This is a genomic window from Cellulomonas avistercoris (assembly GCF_014836445.1).
Lineage (GTDB): Bacteria > Actinomycetota > Actinomycetes > Actinomycetales > Cellulomonadaceae > Cellulomonas > Cellulomonas avistercoris.
In genome coordinates this window covers 332,096-354,040 of sequence record NZ_JACSQV010000001.1, presented here as the reverse complement: position 1 = coordinate 354,040, position 21,945 = coordinate 332,096, and the positions used below count along the sequence as shown (strand labels likewise).

Genomic DNA, 21,945 nt, shown 5'->3' with positions numbered 1-21,945 from the left:
GCGCGGTGCACCACGACCGCGCCCAGACGAGAGGTGGCAGCTGTGAGGACCAGATGGCAGATCGTCGCGGGCGGTGTGGTGGTGGGGCTCGCCCTGTCCGCGTGCGCCGCCAGCGACCGGGACCCCGAGGGCAGCACCGAGGGTGCGACCGGCGGGGGACGCGACACGTTCATCTTCGCCGCGTCGGGCGACCCCGCGTCGCTCGACCCCGCCTTCGCGAGCGACGGCGAGTCGTTCCGCGTGGCGCGGCAGATCTTCGAGGGCCTCGTGGGCGTCGAGCCGGGCACGGCCGACCCCGCGCCGCTGCTCGCGGAGTCGTGGGACGTCAGCGACGACGGCCTGGAGTACACGTTCCACCTGAAGGAGGACGTGACGTTCCAGGACGGCACGCCGTTCGACGGTGACGCCGTGTGCTTCAACTTCGAGCGCTGGAACAACTTCACGGGCGTCCTGCAGTCGGAGTCGCTGTCGTACTACTGGCAGAAGGTCAACGGCGGCTTCGCGACCAGCGACGTCGCGAGCCTGAACGGCACCGGCAAGTACGAGTCGTGCGAGGCGCCGGACGACGCCACCGCGGTCATCCACCTGCAGAGCCCGCTGCCCGAGCTCGTGTCGGCACTGTCCCTGCCGGCGTTCTCCATGCAGTCGCCGACCGCGCTGCAGGAGTACGAGGCCGACGCCGTCACGGGTGACGGCGAGGCACCCGTGCTTCCGGAGTACGCGACGAGCCACCCCACCGGTACGGGGCCGTACACGTTCGAGTCGTGGAGCCCGGGCGAGGAGGTCGTCCTGACGGCGTACGACGACTACTGGGGCGAGCAGGGCCAGATCAAGCGGATCGTCTTCCCGATCATCTCGGACGCGACCGCGCGTCGTCAGGCGCTCCAGGCGGGCGACATCGACGGCTACGACCTCGTCGGTCCCGCCGACGTCGTGGCGCTCGAGGACGCCGGGTTCCAGATCGTCAACCGCGAGCCGTTCAACGTGCTGTACCTCGGCATGAACCAGGCGAACCCCGACCTGGCCGACCTCAAGGTCCGGCAGGCCATCGCGTACGCCATCAACAAGGAGGCGCTCGTCGCCCAGACGCTCCCCGAGGGCACCGAGGTGGCGACGAACTTCGTCCCGCCGTCGGTCGTGGGCTGGAACGAGGACGTCGCGACGTACGACTACGACCCCGACAAGGCGCGCACGCTGCTCGCCGAGGCCGGCAGGTCGAACCTGACGATCGACTTCAACTACCCCACGAACGTCTCGCGGCCCTACATGCCGACGCCCGAGCAGGTCTTCACCGCGATCACGGCGGACCTCGAGGCGGTCGGCATCACGGTCAACCCCGTCCCGGACCCGTGGAACCCGGAGTACCTCGACAAGATCCAGGGCGGTTCGCAGCACGGCCTGCACCTGCTCGGGTGGACCGGCGACTACAACGACACCTACAACTTCATCGGGGTCTTCTTCGGCGGCGCCTCGAACGAGTGGGGCTTCGACAACCCGGAGCTGTTCTCGGCGATCAACGACGCGCGCTACGTCGCTGACGTCGACGCGCAGCAGGAGGCGTACGAGGCGGCCAACGCGGCGATCCTCGACTTCCTCCCCGGCGTCCCGCTCGCGCACCCGGTGCCGTCCCTCGCGTTCAAGGCCGACGTCCACGGGTACCCGGCCTCGCCGGTCCAGGACGAGGTCTACAACGTGATCACGCTGGGCGACTGAGGAGCTGCTCGACCCGATGACCCGACTGATCCTGCGGCGCCTCGCGCTGCTCGTCCCGACGCTGCTCGGGTTGTCGGTCCTGCTGTTCCTGTGGGTGCGCGCTCTCCCGGGAGGGCCGGCGACGGCTCTCCTGGGGGAGCGCGCCACCCCGGAGGCGGTGGAGCGGATCAACCAGCTCTACGGCTTCGACAGGCCGCTGCCCCAGCAGTACGTGACGTGGCTGGGGCAGCTGCTGCAGGGCAACTTCGGCGTGTCCACGCGCACGGGACGCCCCGTGCTGGACGAGTTCTGGGCCCGCTTCCCGGCCACCGTCGAGCTCTCGCTCGTCGGCCTGCTCGTCGCGGTCGGCATCGGCATCCCGCTGGGGTACCTCGCCGCCCGGCACCAGGGACGGCTCGTCGACCACGCGGCGGTCGTGACGTCGCTGCTCGGCGTGACGATCCCCGTCTTCTTCCTGGCCTTCCTGCTCAAGTGGCTGTTCGCCGTGCAGCTCGGCTGGTTCCCGTCCACGGGACGTCAGGACCCGGCCATGATCGCGACCCACCCGACGGGCTTCTACGTGCTCGACGGCGTGCTGACCCGTGAGTGGGACGCCAGCTGGGACGCGCTCGTGCACCTGCTGCTGCCGGCGCTGGCGCTCGGGACGATCCCGCTGGCGATCATCGCGCGCATCACGCGCGCGTCCGTCATCGACGTGCAGCACGCCGACTACGTGCGCACCGCGCGCGCCAAGGGCCTGTCGACGGCGCACGTGCGCGGCCGCGTGATCCTGCACAACGCGATGCTCCCGGTCTCCACGACCATCGGCCTGCAGGTCGGGCTGCTGCTGTCCGGCGCAGTGCTCACCGAGACCGTGTTCGCGTTCCCCGGCATCGGCAAGTTCCTCGCCGACGCGGTGTTCAACCTCGACTACGCCGTCCTGCAGGGGTTCATCCTGCTCATCGCCGTGGTCTACGCCCTCGTGAACCTGGCGGTGGACGTGTCGTACGGCCTGATCGACCCGAGGATGAGGACGCGATGAGCGCACCCGAGGTCTACGAGGTCCCGCAGGGGCCGGTCGACGCCGGCGCGGCGCTGGCCGAGGACAGGCGCGCGGGGGAGTCCCTCTGGCGCGTCGCCGTGCGCCGGCTCGCGCGGAACCCCGCTGCCGTCGTGGGCGTCCTCATCGTCGTCGCGTTCGTCCTCGTCGCGGTCCTGGCGCCGCTGCTGGCGCCGTACGGGCCGGGGGCGCTGCCGGGACGCGCGGACGTGCGGCCGACCTTCATCCCCGGGCCGTCGCCCGGCCACCCGCTCGGCCTCGACCGCTACGGCGCGGACGTGCTGTCCCAGCTGATCTGGGGGGCGAGGGCGTCGTTGCTCATCGGCGTGCTCTCGACGCTCCTGGGGCTCGCCGGCGGCATGCTCGTCGGGCTGCTGGCGGGCGCGTTCGGCGGCTGGGTCGACTCCGCGGCGATGCGCCTGGTCGACCTCATGCTCGCGGTCCCGAGCCTGCTGCTCGCGGTGTCCATCGCGGCCGTCGCAGGCCAGACGCCGTCGGCCGTCGTCATCGCCATCGGCGTCGTGCAGGTCCCGGTCTTCGCGCGGCTCCTGCGGGGGTCGATGCTCGCGCAGAAGGGCTCGGACTACGTGCTCGCGGCGCGCTCCCTGGGACTCTCGCGCCGCACCGTGACGATGAGCCACGTCCTGCCCAACAGCGTCTCGCCGGTCATCGTGCAGGCCACCCTGCTGCTCGCGACGGCCGTCATCGAGGCCGCCGCGCTGTCGTTCCTCGGCCTCGGGGGTGGCTCCCCGACGACCGCCGAGTGGGGCCGCATGCTCGTGGCCGCGCAGAACGAGCTCGAGATCGCACCGCGCCTCGCGCTGTGGCCGGGCATCTGCATCTCGGTGACGGCCCTGGGCTTCACCCTGTTCGGCGAGGCGCTGCGCGAGGCGCTCGACCCGCGATCGAGGAGACGATGAGCGTGACGACCGCACCGCAGGACGGCGCCGGGGGCGCCCCGCTGCTGAGCATCCGCGACCTCGAGGTCACGTTCCGCACCGAGGCCGGCAGCGCGACGGTCGTGCGCGGCGTGTCGTTCGACGTGCACGCCGGGCAGACCGTGGCGGTCGTGGGGGAGTCCGGCTCCGGCAAGTCGACGACCGCCGCGGCCGTCATCGGCCTGCTCGCCGGCAACGGTGCGGTGACGGGCGGGCAGATCCTCTTCGAGGGCGAGGACCTGGCCACGCTCGGCCCGGGCGCGATGCACCGGCTGCGGGGGGCCCGCATCGGCATGGTGCCGCAGGACCCGATGTCGAACCTCAACCCGGTGCGCCGCGTGGGGGCGCAGATCGACGAGACGCTCGAGGACAACGGCGTCGTGCGCGGGCGCGACGTGCGCGAGCGCACGGTCGAGCTGCTCGCGGAGGCGGGGCTGCCGGACGCGGCGCGGCGCGCCCGGCAGTACCCGCACGAGTTCTCGGGCGGCATGCGCCAGCGGGCGCTCATCGCGATGGGCCTGGCGGCGCGTCCCCGGCTGCTCATCGCCGACGAGCCCACATCCGCGCTCGACGTCACCGTGCAGCGCACCATCCTCGACGGGCTGACGGACCTCACCGACCGGCTGGGCGTCGCCGTGCTGCTCATCACGCACGACCTCGGGCTGGCCGCCGAACGGGCCGACCGTGTCGTCGTGATGTACCGCGGCGAGGTCGTCGAGCAGGGCGAGGCCCGCACGCTGCTGACCGACCCGCAGCACGAGTACACGCGGCGGCTGCTCGCGGCCGCGCCGTCGCTCGCGTCGCGACGCATCGAGCTCGCGCGTCACGGCGTGGAGGTGGCCGACCCCGTGACGGACGACCAGGCCACGGCACCCGCCGGGGCGTCGACCGCGCCCGTCGCCACCGCCGACGCCCCGGTGGCCGTGGCCCCCGACGCACCGCCGCCGCTGGTCGAGGTCGACCACGTGACGAAGGTCTTCCCGATCCGCGGGCGCGGGCTGCTCGGTCGCTCGACCGACTTCACCGCGGTCGACGACGTGAGCTTCGTCGTGCCGCGCGGCCGCACGCTGGCCGTCGTGGGGGAGTCCGGCTCGGGCAAGTCGACGATCGCCCGCATGATGCTCGACCTGCTGACGCCGACGTCGGGGAGCATCCGCTTCGACGGCGCCGACGTCGCCGGGCTCGACCGCGCGGGCGAGGTCGCGTTCCGCCGCCGGGTGCAGCCGATCTTCCAGGACCCCTACGCGTCGCTCGACCCGCTGTTCACCGTCTACCGGACGGTCGAGGAGCCGCTGCGCGCGCACGGCATCGGCGACCGCGCGCAGCGCAACGCGCGCGTCCGCGAGCTGATGGAGCAGGTCGCCCTGCCCGCCGGGCTGCTCCGCCGCTACCCGGCCGAGCTGTCCGGCGGCCAGCGGCAGCGGGTCGCGATCGCCCGGGCCCTCGCGCTCGAGCCCGACCTCGTGGTCTGCGACGAGGCGGTGTCCGCGCTCGACGTCATCGTCCAGTCGCAGATCCTGCGGCTGCTCGCCGACCTGCAGGAGCGCCTCGGGCTGACGTACCTGTTCATCAGCCACGACCTGGCGGTCGTGCGCCAGATCGCGGACGAGGTCTGCGTCATGCAGGAGGGGCGGATCGTCGAGCGCGGCACGGTCAACGACGTGTTCGACGCGCCGCGCACCGAGTACACCCGCACACTCCTCGACGCGATCCCCGGCCGGGACCTCGACCTGGGCCGACCGGCCTGACGGCGGCGCTCGCGGTGCCGCGCACGGCCGTCCGGAGCCGCGGCGTCATCGACCCCGGGACCCTTGGCGTCGGGTCGGCGCCGGAGGGTGGCTAGGGTTGTGGGTGCACGCGTCGACGCGTGCCCGGCCCTCCGACCTTCCGGCGGTGGCCCCTGCGAACGAGGAGCTCCAGCGTGCGAGTCGGTCTGCTGACCGGTGGCGGTGACGTCCCGGGCCTGAACGCCGCGATCCGTGCCGTCGTCAAGCGGGGGGAGGGCGAGCACGGCCACTCCATCATCGGCTTCCGCAACGGTTGGAAGGGTGTGGTCGACGGCGACGTCATGCCCCTGACCCGCCGGGACATCCGCAACGTGCTCCCGACCGGGGGGACCCTGCTGGGCACCGCGCGGTACCACCCCCACGCGTCGGACGGCGGTCTGGACGCGGCGCTCGCGACGCTCGAGGCCGAGCGCATCGAGGCCCTCATCTGCATCGGGGGCGACGGCACGCTCAACGCGGCCAGCAAGGTCGCCGAGGCCGGCGTCAAGGTCGTCGGCATCCCGAAGACGATCGACAACGACGTGTGGGCGACGGACGCGTCGATCGGGTTCGACACGGCCGTCAGCATCGCGACCGAGGCGATCGACCGGATCCACACGACCGCCGAGTCCCACAACCGCGTGATGATCGTCGAGGTCATGGGCCGCCACGCGGGCTGGATCGCCGTCACGTCGGGCATCGCCGGTGGTGCGGAGCTCGTGCTCGCGCCGGAGGAGCCGTTCGACATCACGCGGATCGAGAAGTTCCTCAAGCACCGCCACCGCGCGCACGCGAGCTTCTCGATCGTGGTCGTCGCCGAAGGTGCCGTGCCTGCCGAGGGCTCGTCCATGCTGTACGAGACGCAGGTCGGGAAGTTCGGCGAGATCGTCGCCGGCGCGATCGGCGAGCGGCTCAAGGTCGAGATCGAGCAGCGCACCGGGTTCGACACGCGCGTCACGGTGCTGGGCCACACCCAGCGGGGCGGCATCCCGACGGCCGCCGACCGGATCCTGGCGTCCCGGTTCGGCGTCGCCGCGATCGACGCCGTGACGGCGGGCACGACCAACGTCATGACCGCCATCCGCGGCGAGGAGGTCGTGCTCGTCCCGCTCTCCGAGGTCGCCGGCAAGGTCAAGTTCGTGCCGCAGGGCCTGCTGACGGTGGCGCGGGCGCTGGCCTGACGTTCCCTTTGCCTGCCCGGCCGCCCACCCGATAGGGTGGACGGCGGTGCCGCGCGTCCTCGCGCGTACCGATCCTCGACTCCCACCCCGGTCCCAGGCCGTTCGCGGGTGCCGGGGGCGCAGTGCCGACGTGGCGTCCTGCCACGCACGATTCCCTGTCCGTCCTACTTCCTGTCCGCATCGGAGCCCACCACTACATGAGCATCTCCACCCCCGCGAAGCCCGCCAGCCCGCAGGTCGCGGTGAACGACATCGGTTCGGCCGAGGACTTCCTCGCCGCGATCGACGCCACCATCAAGTACTTCAACGATGGCGACATCGTCGAGGGCACCATCGTCAAGGTCGACCGCGACGAGGTCCTGCTCGACATCGGTTACAAGACCGAGGGCGTCATCCCCTCCCGTGAGCTGTCCATCAAGCACGACGTGGACCCCGGCGAGGTCGTGAAGGTCGGCGACGAGGTCGAGGCCCTGGTCCTCCAGAAGGAGGACAAGGAAGGCCGTCTGATCCTGTCCAAGAAGCGCGCGCAGTACGAGCGGGCGTGGGGCACGATCGAGAAGATCAAGGAGGAGGACGGCGTCGTCACCGGCACCGTCATCGAGGTCGTCAAGGGCGGCCTCATCCTCGACATCGGTCTGCGCGGCTTCCTGCCCGCCTCCCTCGTCGAGATGCGTCGCGTGCGCGACCTCCAGCCGTACGTCGGCAAGGAGATCGAGGCGAAGATCATCGAGCTCGACAAGAACCGCAACAACGTCGTGCTGTCGCGGCGTGCGTGGCTCGAGCAGACGCAGTCCGAGGTGCGCTCGACCTTCCTGCAGACGCTGCAGAAGGGCCAGGTCCGCCCCGGTGTCGTGTCGTCGATCGTCAACTTCGGCGCCTTCGTGGACCTCGGCGGCGTGGACGGCCTCGTGCACGTCTCCGAGCTGTCGTGGAAGCACATCGACCACCCCTCCGAGGTCGTCGAGGTCGGCCAGGAGGTCACGGTCGAGGTGCTCGAGGTCGACTTCGACCGCGAGCGTGTCTCCCTGTCGCTCAAGGCGACGCAGGAGGACCCGTGGCAGGCGTTCGCCCGGACGCACGCCATCGGCCAGGTCGTGCCCGGCAAGGTCACCAAGCTCGTCCCCTTCGGTGCGTTCGTGCGCGTCGAGGACGGCATCGAGGGCCTCGTCCACATCTCGGAGCTGGCCGTGCGCCACGTCGAGATCCCGGAGCAGGTCGTGCAGGTCGGCGACGACGTCTTCGTCAAGGTCATCGACATCGACCTCGAGCGTCGCCGCATCTCGCTGTCGCTGAAGCAGGCGAACGAGGGCTTCGACCCCGAGTCGGACGACTTCGACCCCGCCCTGTACGGCATGGCGGCCGAGTACGACGAGCAGGGGAACTACAAGTACCCCGAGGGCTTCGACTCGACCACCAACGAGTGGCTCGAGGGCTTCGAGGCGCAGCGCGAGACGTGGGAGGCCCAGTACGCGGCCGCGCACGAGCGCTGGGAGGCGCACCGCAAGCAGGTCGCCGCGGCCGCCCAGGCGGACCTCGAGGCCTCGACGTCGGAGACCCCGGCCGCCAGCAGCTCCAGCAGCAGCGGCCCGGCGCCGTCGACGTACTCGTCGGCGAGCGACGAGGTCACCGGGACGCTCGCGTCGGACGAGGCTCTCGCCGCGCTCCGCGAGAAGCTCACCGGCAACTGACGCCACGCGGGTCCGCCCGCACGGCAGCACGACGACGGCCGGTCACCCTCGGGTGGCCGGCCGTCGGCGTACCCGGCTGCAGATGCTCCCGCGCGCCGGGGTCGCGCCGGAGGTCGGCGGACGCCACGATGGGCCGATGCAGAGGATCGGGCTGACCGGGGGCATCGCGGCGGGCAAGTCGGTGGCCGCCCGCAGGTTCGGGGAGCTCGGGGCGGTCGTCATCGACGCCGACGTGCTCGCGCGCGAGGCGGTGGCCCCGGGGTCGGCCGGGCTCGCCGAGGTCGCGGCCGCGTTCGGGCCCGGGGTGCTCGACGCCGACGGCGCGCTCGACCGTCCCGCTCTGGCGCGTGTCGTGTTCTCGGACGCCGGCGCACGGGCCCGGCTCGACGCGATCGTCCACCCGGTCGTCCGGCGGCTGTCGGCCGAGCGCGCGGCCGCCGCCGTGGCGCTCGACGCCGGGGCCGTCGTCGTGCACGACATCCCGCTGCTGGTCGAGACGGGGCAGGCCGAGGACTTCCACGTCGTGGTCGTGGTGCACGCGCCCGCCGTGCTGCGGGTCGAGCGCCTGGTGCGGCTGCGCGGCATGACGCGCGCGGACGCGGAGGCGCGCGTCGCCGCGCAGGCGCGCGACGAGGAGCGCCTCGCGGCCGCCGACGTCGTGCTGGACGGCACGGGCAGCGACGCGGACCTGGTGCGCCAGGTGGACGAGCTGTGGGCGCGGCTCGAGGTCGAGCGTGACGACGAGCGGTCCGCCGACGCGCGCTGATCCGCTCCCGCGCGGGATGCGCGGCCGACCGGTGTGCGGTGCAGGACCAACGTCCTTCGTACCGGCTAGTAACACGCACCCGTACGAGTGAATTGAACGCTTGTCCACGCGAGGAGTAGCGTTCAGGCGCCGATCACTCAAATGGACGCGCACTGCGCGTCCAGCGGGTCGCGTCGGGTGACCCGCGGCAACGGAGCCGGAGGAACGATGGCGGTCCAGTCGGTCGGTAGTGGGTGGGAGGCGCGCCCGCTGCAGTCGAAGGCCTCGATGTCGGTGGCCACGGGAGCACTGTCAGCGAACCAGGTGCTCGATCTCGTGACCACGGCGGCGTCCGCGGTCGAGGACGAGAGCGGCTGGCTGCGGGTGGGGGAGCGCAGCGCCAACAAGGTGTCGCTGTCGGTCCGGGACATGACGCGGGAGAGCACCGACCCCGTGCTGTTCTTCGACGTCGAGGTGGACCGGGCGGTCGGGCGCGTGACGGTCCGGACCGTCATCACGAGCTACGTCGTGAAGTCGGGCGGCATGAGTGGCCTGATGCCCATGACGAAGCGCAAGATCGTCGGCTTCAGCGCGTACCGGGGCTTCATGGAGCGGTACGCCAAGATGCTCAGTGCGGCGGACCCTGCGGCGAACGTGTCGTTCAGCGGCGAGTGGTAGCCCGCGGCCGGCGGCCGGCCGGTCTCGTGCACGGAGGTCGCCGACACCGACGCCGCGTCGATGTCGGTGCCTCGACGTAACGTGGGCACATGCGCCCCGTCACCGACCTGCAGCGGACCGTCGCGCCGTTCGAGGTGATCTCCGAGTACAAGCCGAGCGGCGACCAGCCGGCCGCGATCGCCGAGCTCGCGGCGCGCGTGCGCGCGGGCGAGAAGGACGTCGTGCTGCTCGGTGCGACCGGTACGGGCAAGTCGGCCACGACGGCGTGGCTCATCGAGGAGCTGCAGCGGCCGACGCTCGTCATGGCGCCCAACAAGACGCTCGCGGCGCAGCTCGCGACCGAGTTCCGCGAGCTCATGCCGAACAACGCGGTCGAGTACTTCGTCTCGTACTACGACTACTACCAGCCCGAGGCGTACATCGCGCAGTCGGACACCTACATCGAGAAGGACTCCTCGATCAACGAGGAGGTCGAGCGGCTGCGCCACTCGGCGACGAGCTCGTTGCTGACCCGGCGTGACGTCATCGTCGTCTCGTCGGTCTCGTGCATCTACGGCCTGGGCACGCCGCAGGAGTACGTGGACCGGATGGTGACGCTCGCGGTCGGCGACCGGATGGACCGCGACCAGCTGCTGCGCAAGTTCGTCACGATGCAGTACACGCGCAACGACATGGCCTTCACGCGCGGGACGTTCCGCGTGCGCGGCGACACCGTCGAGATCATCCCGGTCTACGAGGAGCTGGCGATCCGCATCGAGTTCTTCGGTGACGAGATCGAGGCGATCGCCACGCTGCACCCCCTGACCGGCGATGTCGTGCGCTCCGAGCAGCAGATGCACGTCTTCCCGGCGACGCACTACGTGGCCGGGCCCGAGCGCATGGAGCGCGCGATCGCCGGCATCGAGGAGGAGCTCGAGCAGCGCCTCGCCGAGCTCGAGCAGCAGAACAAGCTCCTCGAGGCGCAGCGGCTGCAGATGCGCACGACCTACGACATCGAGATGATGCGCCAGATCGGCTCGTGCTCGGGGATCGAGAACTACTCGCGCCACATCGACGGACGGGCGCCCGGCTCGGCGCCCAACACGCTCATCGACTACTTCCCGGAGGACTTCCTCCTCGTCATCGACGAGTCGCACGTGACCGTGCCGCAGATCGGGGCGATGTTCGAGGGGGACATGTCCCGCAAGCGGGCGCTCGTCGACCACGGCTTCCGGCTGCCGAGCGCGGTGGACAACCGGCCGCTGCGGTGGGAGGAGTTCGTCGAGCGGATCGGCCAGACGGTCTACCTGTCCGCGACCCCGGGCGACTACGAGCTGTCGATGGCGGACGGCGTCGTCGAGCAGATCATCCGGCCGACCGGCCTCGTCGACCCGCAGGTCCTGGTCAAGCCCACGCAGGGCCAGATCGACGACCTGCTGGGGGAGATCCGGGAGCGGGTCGAGCGCGACGAGCGCGTCCTGGTGACGACGCTGACCAAGAAGATGTCGGAGGACCTGACCGACTACCTGCTGGAGAAGGACGTGCGGGTGCGCTACCTGCACTCCGAGGTCGACACGCTGCGGCGCGTCGAGCTGCTGCGCGAGCTGCGGCTGGGGGAGTACGACGTCCTCGTCGGCATCAACCTGCTGCGCGAGGGCCTCGACCTGCCCGAGGTGTCGCTGGTGGCGATCCTCGACGCCGACAAGCAGGGCTTCCTGCGCTCCGGCAAGTCCCTCATCCAGACCATCGGCCGCGCCGCGCGCAACGTGTCGGGCCAGGTCCACATGTACGCGGACACCGTGACCCCCGCGATGCGGCAGGCCCTCGACGAGACGGAGCGCCGCCGCGAGCGGCAGATCGCCTACAACGTCGAGCACGGCATCGACCCGCAGCCGCTGCGCAAGCGCATCGGTGACATCACCGACATGCTCGCGCGCGAGGACGCCGACACGGCCGAGCTGCTGGGCGGTGCCGGGCGGCAGACGAGCCGTGGCAAGGCGCCCGTCCCCGGCCTGGGCTCGCGCGCCGGCGCCGGGGACGACCGGACGCGGCTGACGGGAGCGGCGGCTCACGACCTCGCCGACCTCATCCAGGAGCTCACGGACCAGATGCACGCCGCCGCCGGTGAGCTGCAGTTCGAGCTCGCGGCGCGCCTGCGCGACGAGATCTCCGGCCTGAAGAAGGAGCTCCGCCAGATGCAGTCCGCGACCGCCTGAGACGCGCCAGGCGCCGCCGGTCGTCGGCCGGGAGTGTCGCGAGGGCTGTCGTCACCTATAGTTCGGGGCGGAGGGGAGTACTCCCCACGACGTCATCGTCATCACGGTCGCCAGCGTTGCCGGCCCGGTGGCGTCGGCCGCGCGCACGATCCCGCACACGCTGCGGTGGGCGCTGGCGGAAGAGACCTCCGGTCCCTCGTCGTACCGATCCGGAGGTCTGTTCGTGGATGTTCCCCTGTGGGTATGGGCCGTCACCGTCGGCGTCATCCTCATCATGCTCGCTGTCGACTACGTCGGGCACGTGCGCTCGCCGCACGAGCCGACGCTCCGGGAGTCGGGCTGGTGGTCGGCCGGGTACGTCGGCGTCGCCCTGCTCTTCGGGGTCCTGGTGTGGGGCGTCTGGGGCTCGACGTACGGCGCGGAGTACTTCGCCGGGTACGTGACCGAGAAGAGCCTGTCGGTCGACAACCTGTTCGTGTTCGTCCTCATCATGGCCAGCTTCCGGGTCCCGCGGCTGTACCAGCAGAAGGTGCTGCTCATCGGCATCACCATCGCCCTGGTGCTGCGGACGGCCTTCATCTTCGTCGGCGCGGCGATGATCGAGAACCTGTCGTGGATCTTCTACATCTTCGGCGCGTTCCTGCTCTACACCGCCTGGACCCAGATCAAGGCCGGCCGTGAGGACGACGACGAGTACCACGAGAACAGCGTGCTGCGCTGGACGCGCCGGGTCTTCCCGACCACGGACGACTACGTCGGCGACAAGATGTTCGTGCGTCGGGACGGCACGCGGTTCATGACGCCGATGCTCATCGTGATGATCGCCATCGGCACCGCGGACATCATCTTCGCGGTCGACTCGATCCCCGCGATCTTCGGCCTCACGCAGGAGACCTACCTCGTCTTCACCGCCAACGCGTTCTCGCTGCTCGGGCTGCGCCAGCTGTTCTTCCTCATCGACGGTCTGCTCGACAAGCTCGTCTACCTGTCGTACGGCCTCGGCGCGATCCTCGGGTTCATCGGGGTCAAGCTCCTCATCCACGCGCTGCACACCAACGAGGTGCCGTTCATCAACGGTGGTGAGCACGTCACCGTCGTCCCGGAGATCGGGACCTGGGTGTCGCTCGGCGTCATCGTCGGCACCCTCGTGGTGACGACGGTGCTCTCGCTGCGCCGCACGCGCCTCGACGAGGCCGCCGCCGCACGCGCGACCTCCCGTGCCCAGACCCACGGTCTGGCCTCCTCGGCGACGGACGAGGACACCGAGGGCCGCGCGTGACGCACGAGCTGCCGGTCGCGTTCGAGGTCGCGACGCTCGTCGCGGTCGTCGCGATCCTGCTGCTCGACCTCGCGGTCGTGCGGCGTCGGCCGCACGTGCCCTCGATCCGCGAGAGCGTCACCTGGGTGGCGCTGTACGTGGGGCTCGCGCTCGTGTTCGCGGGCGTGCTCGCCCTCGTCGGCGGGCCGGCGCCCAGCGGGGAGTTCCTGGCCGGCTGGTTGACCGAGTACAGCCTGTCGGTCGACAACCTCTTCGTGTTCCTGCTCATCATGTCGAGCTTCGCCGTGCCGCGGGAGCAGCAGCAGAGGGTGCTGATGGTCGGGATCATCATCGCGCTCGTCCTGCGCGCGGTGTTCATCGTCGCCGGTGCCGCGATCATCGAGCGGTACACGTGGGTGTTCTACGTGTTCGGGGCGTTCCTGGTCTGGACGGCGGTCAAGCTCGTCCGCGAGGGCGTCGGCGGTGGCGACGAGCAGTACGAGGAGAACCGGCTCGTGCGCACCGTGCGCCGCATCCTGCCGATGTCCCCGACCTACGACGGCGGCAAGGTCCGCACCGAGCACGACGGCCGGCGCGTCTTCACGCCGCTCGTGGTGGTGTTCGTCGCCATCGGCACGACCGACCTGCTGTTCGCGTTCGACTCGATCCCTGCGGTCTTCGGCCTGACCCACGACCCGTTCATCGTGTTCACCGCGAACGTCTTCGCGCTCATGGGGTTGCGCCAGCTGTACTTCCTGCTGGGCGGGCTCCTCGACAGGCTCGTGTACCTGCCGTACGGCCTGGCCGCGATCCTCGCGTTCATCGGGGTCAAGCTCGTGCTCGAGGCGCTCGCGACCAACTCGCTGCCGTTCCTCAACGGCGGCGAGCCCGTGGCATGGGCGCCGCAGGTCCCGACCTGGCTGTCGCTCGTGGTCATCGCGGGCGCGCTCGGGGTCGCGACCGCCGCGAGCCTCGTCCGTTCCCGCCGCGGCCCTGCGGAGCCGCCGCGCGCGCCGGGAGCCGACGCCCCGGACCTCCCGACGACGCCGTGAGCCGTGCGGCGGGGGCCGGCCCGCACGGGCCGGCCCACGCGTCACGACGAGGGCGTCGACCAGGGGCCGAGGACGAGGTCCCACCCGCGCACCTCGGTCGCGGCGACGAGGCCGTCGCGCGCGAACGGGTCCTGCGCGAGCACGGTGCGCAGCGCGCTCTCGTCCGCGGACTGCAGGACGAGCAGCGCACCGGGCTCCCCGTCGGTGAAGGGCCCCGAACCCAGCAGGACACCCGCGGTCGCGAGCTCGGCCAACCAGGCGCGGTGCTCGGGACGGACCGCGTCGCGGACCTCGGCCCGCTCGTCGTAGGTGTAGCGGACGGCGAAGATGCTCATGGCGCCATCCTGCCCGAGCAGGCCGGTCCGGTGTCGGGACCGACCGCGACCGCCGCGGTGGCAGAGTGGTCGGATGGCCCGCACGCTGCGCACCCTGCTCACCGACGACGTCCTCGCGCGGATCCACGCGCGCGCCGACGTCCACGACCGCGACAGCACGTTCCCGCACGACGACCTGTCCGACCTCGTCGCCGCAGGCTACCTGCGGGCGTTCGTGCCCGAGCACCTCGGCGGCGCCGGCCTGACCCTCGAGGAGGTCGCCCGCGAGCAGGTGCGGCTGGCGGGCGCGGCCCCGGCGACGGCGCTGGCGGTCAACATGCACCTGGTCGTCACGGGGCTCGCCGCGCTGCTGGTGGCGCGGGGTGACCGGTCGGTGGAGTTCGTCCTGCGCGACGCGGCGGCGGGGGAGGTCTTCGCGTTCGGCAACTCCGAGGCGGGCAACGACCTCGTCATGTTCGGGTCGCGGACGCGCGCCGTCCCGCAGCCCGACGGCGGCTACCGGTACCACGGGACCAAGATCTTCACGTCCCTGTCGCCGGTGTGGACGCGCCTGGCGACGTTCGGCCTGGACGACTCCGACCCGGACGACCCGCGGCTGGTGCACGGCGTGGTCGCGCGCGACGGCGGCGGCGTGGAGCCGCGTGACGACTGGGACGCGCTCGGCATGCGGGCGTCCCAGTCCGCGACGACCGTGCTCGACGGCGCGTACGCCCCGGCCGACCGCGTGTACCGGAGGCTGCCGGTCGGGCCGTCGGCGGACTCGTTCGTGTTCGCGCTCTTCGCCGTGTTCGAGACCCTGCTCGCGGCCGTGTACACGGGCATCGGCCGGCGGGCTCTCGAGCTGGCGGTCGGGCACGCGCGGCGCCGCACGTCGTTCAAGCACGGCGGACGGTCGTACGCGCAGGACCCCGACATCCGCTGGCGCATCGCCGACGCGGCGCTCGCGCAGGACGGTGCCGAGCTGCAGGTGTTCGCGCTGGCGCGGGACGTCGACGAGGAGGTCGACCACGGTGCGCGGTGGTTCGCGCAGCTCGTCGGCCTCAAGGTTCGCGCGACCGAGACCGCCCGCGTCGTCGTCGACCTCGCGCTGCGCGTCTCCGGCGGCGGTGCGTACTTCACCGGCAGCGAGCTCGCGCGGCTGTACCGCGACGTGCTGGCCGGCATCTACCACCCGTCGGACGACGAGTCGGCCCACGCGACGCTCGCGACCTCGGTGCTGGGCCCGCCGCAGGACTGAGCCGTCACCACCCGCGGGCGGCCCAGGCGGGCAGCGCGGGCCGCTGCTCGCCGAGCGTCGTGCCGTCCCCGTGGCCCGGGTAGACGCACGTGTCGTCGCGGTACCGGTCGAACACGCGGGACGTCACGTCCCCGAGCAGCTGCGCGAACCGCTGCGGGTCGCCCTGCGTGCTGCCCACCCCGCCGGGGAACAGCGAGTCTCCTGTGAAGAGGTGGACGCGGCCCGGCACCGCACCCGGCGCCGAGACGTCGTCCGGCTCGGTGAGCGCGAGCGCGACGGAGCCCGGCGTGTGACCGCGCAGCGCGACGACGTCGAGGACGAGGTGGCCCACCGCCAGGCGGTCGCCGTGCCGCAGGCGCGTGTCCACCGCGTGCCCACCGAGCCGGCCGACGGCGTCGGCGTCGGGTGCTCCCGCGGCGAGCCGTGCACCGGTCACGGCCACGACCGACGCCACGGCGCCGAGGTGGTCGGCGTGCTGGTGGGTGACGACCACCAGGTCGAGCCGCGCGGACGGGGACCCCTCGCGCACGAGCGCGAGCAGCCGGTCCGGGTCGGTGGGCGCGTCGACCAGCAGCTGGGCGCCGGAGCGTCGGCACGTCACGAGGTAGGCGTCGTTGTCCATCGGGCCGACGGACGCCTTGCGGATCTCGGCCTCGTCGAGCACGCGCACCGCGGTGGCGCCGCCCGGGACCACGTGCCCGTCCCAGCCGCCGTCGCTCAGCACGTGGCCATCCGCGTCGTCGCCCGCCGTGCGGCCAGGTCGTGGCTGTGGGCCGCCCGCACCAGGGCGAGGTGCGAGAGCGCCTGCGGCACGTTCCCCACCATGTGCCGCGTCACCGGGTCGTACTGCTCGGCGAGCATGCCGACGTCGTTGGCCAGGGGGACGAGCGCGTCGAGCACCTCGGTCGCCCCGGCGAGGTCGTCGGACCGCGCCAGCGCGTCGGCGAGCCAGAACGAGCACGCGAGGAAGGGGGACTCGGCCCCCTGCAGGCCGTCGTCGGTCCGCTCGGTGTGGTAGCGCAGCAGCAGGCCCGGTGCGACCTCGAGCTCCTCGCGCACCGCCGCGATCGTGCCCCGGGCGTGCGGCCCGTCGGGCGGGACGAACCCCACGTGCACGATCTGCAGCAGGGAGGCGTCGGTGTGGTCCGCGCCGTACTGCTGCACGAACGTCTGGCGCTCGGCCGACCACCCGTGCTCCATGACGTCGGCGCGGACCTCCTCGCGCACGCGCCGCCAGCGGTCCACCGGGCCGGGCAGGCCGTGTGCCTCGACCGCTCGGACCGCCTGGTCCAGCGCGGCCCAGACCATGACCTTCGAGTGCGTGAAGTGGCGCGGCTCCCCGCGGACCTCCCAGATCCCCCGGTCCGGCTCGCGCCACGTGCTCGCGAGCGCGTCGACGAGGTGCCGCTGGAGCGACCACGTGTCGGCGGTCTCCGGCAGGCCGGCGTCCCGGGCCATGGCGAGCGCCGACATCACCTCGCCGAGCACGTCGTGCTGCACCTGGCCGACCGCCGCGTTGCCGATGCGCACGGGTCGCGACCCGGCGTAGCCCGGCAGGTGGTCCAGCTCCTCCTCGGGCAGCCGCCGTCCGCCGTCGATGCGGTACATGATCTGGAGGTCCTTGGGGTCGCCCGCCACGGCGCGCAGGAGCCAGTCCCGCCACTGCGTCGCCTCGTCGCGGAAGCCCTGCTCGAGGAGCGCCTCGAGGGCCAGCGAGGCGTCGCGCAGCCAGCAGAAGCGGTAGTCCCAGTTGCGCTCGCCGCCGAAGGTCTCCGGCAGCGACGTCGTGGGTGCGGCGACGATGCCGCCGGTGGTGACGTCGGAGAGCAGCCGCAGGACCAGGAGGGAACGGACCACGGCCTCCCGGTACGGGCCGCCGTAGGTGCAGTCCCTCGCCCACAGGCCCCAGGCGATGGCGGTGGCGTCGACACGGTCGGGCACCGTGAGCCGCGGCGGGACGGGCTCCCACGAGCGGACCCACGTGAGCGAGAGCTCGACGGACTGCCCCGCGCGCAGCGTGAAGAGGTCGTGGTGGCGGCGGTCGACGGCACGCGGGAGCCGGTCCCCGCGGAGCACGAGGGAGTCGGGACCGGCGACGGCCCGGATCGTGTCGCCGCCCTCGACGTCGGTCTCGTGCCGCACCCACGGCTCGACGGCGCCGTACCCGAAGCGCACGACCCAGTCGTGCTCGACCTCGACCTCACCGTCCGTGCACTCGACGCGACGCACCAGGTCGGCGCGGCCGTCACCCAGCGGCATGGCCTCGGTGACCACCGCGGTGCCGCGCGGCGTGCGGTAGGTGGTCTCGAGCACGAAGGAGTCGCCGCGGTACCGGCGCGTGACCGCGGTCGCGCCGCGCACCGTCAGCAGCCAGCGCCCGTGCTCGGGCGTCCCGAGCAGGGCGGCGAAGCAGGCGTCGGAGTCGAACCGCGGCAGGCAGAGCCAGTCGACGGAGCCGTGACGCGAGACGAGCGCCGCGGTGTGGCCGTCACCGAGCACGGCGTAGTCCTCGATCGGCACCTGGCGGCCGAGGTGCGCCGGGCGGACGGGGGAGAGGGGCGGTGGGGCGTCCATCGGCCCCAGCATGGCGCGCGTCGCCCGGCGTCGCCCGTCGTGACGCGCCGACGGTCGTGATCTCGAACACATGTGCGATTGTCGGTGGCCGCACGTAGACTCGTCGGCTGTGACCCATCCTTCCTCCGACCGTCTCGTGGTCCGCGGCGCGCGGGAGCACAACCTCCGCAACGTCGACCTGGACCTGCCGCGCGACGCGCTCATCGCGTTCACCGGCCTGTCGGGGTCCGGGAAGTCCTCGTTGGCGTTCGACACGATCTTCGCCGAGGGGCAGCGCCGTTACGTCGAGTCGCTCTCGGCGTACGCCCGCCAGTTCCTGGGCCAGATGGACAAGCCCGACGTCGACTTCATCGAGGGCCTGTCGCCCGCGGTGTCGATCGACCAGAAGTCGACCAACCGCAACCCGCGCTCGACGGTCGGCACCATCACCGAGGTCTACGACTACCTGCGTCTCCTCTTCGCCCGCGCCGGCACGCAGTACTGCCCGGTGTGCGGCGAGCGCGTGACCGCGCAGACGCCGCAGCAGATCGTCGACCGGCTGCTCGAGCTGCCCGACGGCACGCGCTACCAGGTCCTGGCGCCCGTGGTCCGCGGGCGCAAGGGCGAGTACGCCGACCTGTTCCGCGAGCTGCAGGGCAAGGGCTTCTCGCGGGCGCGCGTCGACGGCGAGGTCGTCCAGCTCGCGTCACCCCCGACGCTGGAGAAGAAGCTCAAGCACGACATCGAGGTGGTCGTCGACCGGCTGGTCTCCCGCGAGGGCGTCCAGCGTCGCCTGACGGACTCGGTCGAGACGGCGCTCGGGCTCGCCGGCGGCCTGCTCGTCGTCGAGCTGGTCGACGCCGACGCCGACGACCCGGAGCGCGAGCGCCGCTTCTCCGAGAACCGCGCCTGCCCGAACGACCACGTGCTGACGCTCGAGGAGGTCGAGCCGCGGACGTTCTCCTTCAACGCCCCCTACGGCGCCTGCCCCGAGTGCACCGGCATCGGGTCGCGCCTCGAGGTCGACCCCGAGCTCGTCATACCGGACGACGAGCTCTCGCTCGCCGAGGGCGCCGTCGCGCCGTGGGCGCAGACCTCGTCGGAGTACTTCCAGCGCGTGCTGTCGGCGCTCTCGTCCGATCTCGGGTTCTCGATGGACACGCCCTGGCGGGCGCTGCCGCAGCGCGCGCGGGACGCGGTCCTGCACGGTGAGAACCACGAGGTCCGCGTGAAGTACCGCAACCGGTGGGGCCGTGAGCGGCAGTACTCGACCGGGTTCGAGGGCGTCATCACGTTCCTGGAGCGGCGCCACGCCGAGACCGACTCGGACTGGAGCAAGGAGAAGTACGAGGCGTTCATGCGCGAGGTCCCGTGCCCCGCGTGCCACGGCGCCCGCCTGAAGCCCGAGGTCCTCGCGGTGAAGGTCGGCGGCCGCTCGATCGCCGACGTCTGCGCCCTGCCGATCGACGAGGCCCGCACCTTCATCGACGGCCTCGAGCTCGGTGAGCGCGAGCGCGCGATCGCCGCGCAGGTCATCAAGGAGATCCAGGCGCGACTCGGGTTCCTGCTCGACGTCGGGCTGGACTACCTCTCGCTCATGCGGCCGGCGGCGACGCTGTCGGGCGGTGAGGCGCAGCGCATCCGGCTGGCGACGCAGATCGGCTCGGGCCTGGTCGGCGTGCTGTACGTGCTGGACGAGCCGTCCATCGGGCTGCACCAGCGCGACAACCGGCGGCTGATCGACACGCTGACCCGGCTCCGCGACCTCGGCAACACGCTCATCGTCGTCGAGCACGACGAGGACACCATCCGGACCGCCGACTGGATCGTCGACATCGGACCGGGCGCCGGCGAGCACGGTGGTCGCGTCGTGCACTCGGGCGACCTCGCGGGCCTGCTGGCGTCGCCGGAGTCGGTGACGGGCGCCTACCTGTCGGGTCGGCGCTCCATCCCGATGCCGGCGGCACGCCGGCCGGTCGACAGGTCGCGGCAGGTCACCGTCGTCGGTGCGCGGGAGAACAACCTGCGGGGGATCGACGTGTCGTTCCCGCTGGGCGTGCTCACCGCGGTGACCGGCGTCTCGGGATCCGGCAAGTCGACGCTCGTCAACGCGATCCTCTACACCGTCATGGCGAACGAGCTCAACGGCGCACGGCAGGTCGCCGGGCGGCACAAGCGGGTGACGGGCCTCGACCAGCTCGACAAGGTCGTGCACGTGGACCAGGGGCCGATCGGCCGCACACCGCGCTCCAACCCCGCCACCTACACCGGTGTGTGGGACCACGTCCGCAGGCTCTTCGCCGAGACGTCCGAGGCCAAGGTGCGCGGCTACGCGCCCGGCAGGTTCTCGTTCAACGTCAAGGGTGGTCGCTGCGAGGCCTGCTCGGGCGACGGCACCCTGAAGATCGAGATGAACTTCCTCCCGGACGTGTACGTGCCCTGCGAGGTCTGCCACGGCGCCCGGTACAACCGCGAGACGCTCGAGGTGCACTTCAAGGGCAAGACGGTCGCCGACGTCCTGGCGATGCCCATCGAGGAGGCCGCCGACTTCTTCGCCGCGGTGCCGGCCATCTCGCGGCACCTGCGCACCCTCGTCGACGTCGGTCTCGGCTACGTACGGCTCGGGCAGCCCGCACCGACGCTCTCGGGCGGTGAGGCGCAGCGCGTCAAGCTGGCCGCCGAGCTGCAGCGCCGGTCGACGGGCCGCACCATCTACGTCCTCGACGAGCCCACCACGGGTTTGCACTTCGAGGACATCCGCAAGCTGCTGGGCGTCCTGCAGTCGCTCGTGGACAAGGGCAACACCGTCCTGGTGATCGAGCACAACCTCGACGTCATCAAGAACGCCGACTGGGTGGTCGACATGGGCCCCGAGGGCGGCTCCGGCGGCGGCCTGGTCGTCGCCGAGGGCACCCCCGAGCACATCGCGAGCGTGCCGGAGAGCCACACGGGCCGGTTCCTCGCCGAGGTGCTCGAGCCCGCCCGCGTCGAGGTGTCCGCCTGACCGCCCGGTCAGGCGGGAGCGGGCTCGTGCGTCAGCGGGCCCGGCTCGTGGCGCACGGGGAAGTTCACGGACCGCGCGATGAAGCAGTGCTCCTGGGCACGGTGGTGGACGTCGGCGAGCAGCGCGTCGTCGACGGGCGTGCCGTCGGCGAGCGCCGCGTTGCGGACCGTGACACGGGGTCGGAGCACGACCTCGGTGAACTGGCCGTGCCCCGCGGCCTCGATCCGCATGGTCCCCGACGCCGAGTCGGTGTAGCCGACGACCACGACGCCCGCGTTGGCCGCGAGGTGCAGGAACCACAGCATGTGGCACTGGGAGAGCGCCCCGACCAGCAGGTCCTCGGGCGACCAGCGCTCCGGGTCGCCGCGGAACCCGGGGTCGGACGTCCCGGGGAGCGCAGGACGGCCGCCCGACGTCAGGACGTGGTCCCGGCCGTACGACGTGTACGTCGCGGTGCCGGCCCCACGGGCGCCCGTCCACGTCAGGTCCACGGAGAACTGGTGCAGGAGGTGTGCCATGCCCCGACCCTAGTGGCGCACGTCACAGCTGCGTCGGTGCGCCCG

At 72.0% G+C, this 21,945-nt stretch carries 17 protein-coding genes; 13 read left to right on the top strand and 4 right to left on the bottom strand.

The window, feature by feature from the left end; all coding sequences use genetic code 11:
- The first annotated feature begins 42 nt into the window (after positions 1-42).
- From H9657_RS01640 to H9657_RS01590, 11 genes are all read left to right on the top strand, one after another.
- Positions 43-1,713 (top strand): ABC transporter substrate-binding protein, encoded by a 1,671-nt coding sequence (locus H9657_RS01640; protein WP_191779651.1) that lies wholly within the window; start codon positions 43-45, stop codon positions 1,711-1,713.
- Between the two features lie 16 nt (positions 1,714-1,729).
- Positions 1,730-2,734 carry an ABC transporter permease gene (locus H9657_RS01635; RefSeq protein WP_191779650.1) on the top strand — a complete coding sequence of 335 codons (1,005 nt, stop codon included), beginning with the start codon at positions 1,730-1,732 and terminating at the stop codon, positions 2,732-2,734.
- Positions 2,731-3,672 carry an ABC transporter permease gene (locus tag H9657_RS01630; protein WP_191779648.1) on the top strand — a complete coding sequence of 314 codons (942 nt, stop codon included), beginning with the start codon at positions 2,731-2,733 and terminating at the stop codon, positions 3,670-3,672. Before H9657_RS01635 ends, H9657_RS01630 begins: the two co-directional genes overlap by 4 nt.
- Positions 3,669-5,438, top strand: a complete 1,770-nt coding sequence (locus tag H9657_RS01625; protein ID WP_191779646.1) for an ABC transporter ATP-binding protein — start codon at positions 3,669-3,671, stop codon at positions 5,436-5,438. The genes H9657_RS01630 and H9657_RS01625 overlap by 4 nt, the downstream gene beginning before the upstream one ends.
- Before the next feature lie 173 nt (positions 5,439-5,611).
- On the top strand, positions 5,612-6,637 hold the full coding sequence (locus H9657_RS01620) for a 6-phosphofructokinase (protein WP_191779644.1): 1,026 nt from the start codon (positions 5,612-5,614) through the stop codon (positions 6,635-6,637).
- Positions 6,638-6,834: 197 nt separating this feature from the next.
- Positions 6,835-8,325, top strand: a complete 1,491-nt coding sequence (rpsA, locus tag H9657_RS01615; protein WP_191779642.1) for a 30S ribosomal protein S1 — start codon at positions 6,835-6,837, stop codon at positions 8,323-8,325.
- A 136-nt stretch (positions 8,326-8,461) separates the two neighbouring features.
- A complete protein-coding gene (coaE, locus tag H9657_RS01610) occupies positions 8,462-9,091 on the top strand; it encodes a dephospho-CoA kinase (RefSeq protein ID WP_191779640.1) in 630 nt (209 codons plus the stop codon).
- Positions 9,092-9,298: 207 nt separating this feature from the next.
- Positions 9,299-9,748 (top strand): hypothetical protein, encoded by a 450-nt coding sequence (locus H9657_RS01605; RefSeq protein ID WP_191779638.1) that lies wholly within the window; start codon positions 9,299-9,301, stop codon positions 9,746-9,748.
- Between the two features lie 89 nt (positions 9,749-9,837).
- Positions 9,838-11,943 carry an excinuclease ABC subunit UvrB gene (gene uvrB, locus H9657_RS01600; RefSeq protein WP_191779636.1) on the top strand — a complete coding sequence of 702 codons (2,106 nt, stop codon included), beginning with the start codon at positions 9,838-9,840 and terminating at the stop codon, positions 11,941-11,943.
- A gap of 223 nt (positions 11,944-12,166) precedes the next feature.
- Positions 12,167-13,222 (top strand): TerC family protein, encoded by a 1,056-nt coding sequence (locus H9657_RS01595; RefSeq protein ID WP_191779634.1) that lies wholly within the window; start codon positions 12,167-12,169, stop codon positions 13,220-13,222.
- Entirely contained in the window at positions 13,219-14,253 is a 1,035-nt protein-coding gene (locus H9657_RS01590) for a TerC family protein (RefSeq protein ID WP_191779632.1), read from the top strand. Before H9657_RS01595 ends, H9657_RS01590 begins: the two co-directional genes overlap by 4 nt.
- Before the next feature lie 41 nt (positions 14,254-14,294).
- On the opposite strand, the gene H9657_RS01585 is transcribed toward H9657_RS01590, so the two are convergent.
- Positions 14,295-14,588, bottom strand: a complete 294-nt coding sequence (locus H9657_RS01585) for a YciI family protein (protein WP_191779630.1) — start codon at positions 14,586-14,588, stop codon at positions 14,295-14,297.
- A 73-nt stretch (positions 14,589-14,661) separates the two neighbouring features.
- On the opposite strand from H9657_RS01585, the gene H9657_RS01580 reads away from it, so the two are divergent.
- Positions 14,662-15,825, top strand: coding sequence for an acyl-CoA dehydrogenase family protein (locus tag H9657_RS01580; RefSeq protein WP_191779628.1), 1,164 nt, complete (start codon positions 14,662-14,664; stop codon positions 15,823-15,825).
- A gap of 4 nt (positions 15,826-15,829) precedes the next feature.
- Here H9657_RS01580 and H9657_RS01575 read toward each other — a convergent pair whose 3' ends face one another.
- Both H9657_RS01575 and H9657_RS01570 read right to left on the bottom strand, forming a co-directional pair.
- On the bottom strand, positions 15,830-16,546 hold the full coding sequence (locus H9657_RS01575) for an MBL fold metallo-hydrolase (RefSeq protein WP_191779960.1): 717 nt from the start codon (positions 16,544-16,546) through the stop codon (positions 15,830-15,832).
- Positions 16,543-18,399, bottom strand: coding sequence for a glycoside hydrolase family 15 protein (locus tag H9657_RS01570; protein WP_225214355.1), 1,857 nt, complete (start codon positions 18,397-18,399; stop codon positions 16,543-16,545). The genes H9657_RS01575 and H9657_RS01570 overlap by 4 nt, the downstream gene beginning before the upstream one ends.
- A 70-nt stretch (positions 18,400-18,469) precedes the next feature.
- Between H9657_RS01570 and uvrA the strand changes: the two genes are divergently transcribed.
- A complete protein-coding gene (gene uvrA / locus H9657_RS01565; RefSeq protein ID WP_191779624.1) occupies positions 18,470-21,382 on the top strand; it encodes an excinuclease ABC subunit UvrA in 2,913 nt (970 codons plus the stop codon).
- An 8-nt stretch (positions 21,383-21,390) separates the two neighbouring features.
- Here the strand turns inward: uvrA and H9657_RS01560 are convergent, their stop codons facing one another.
- Positions 21,391-21,900, bottom strand: a complete 510-nt coding sequence (locus H9657_RS01560; RefSeq protein WP_191779622.1) for an OsmC family protein — start codon at positions 21,898-21,900, stop codon at positions 21,391-21,393.
- Between the last annotated feature and the right edge of the window lie 45 nt (positions 21,901-21,945).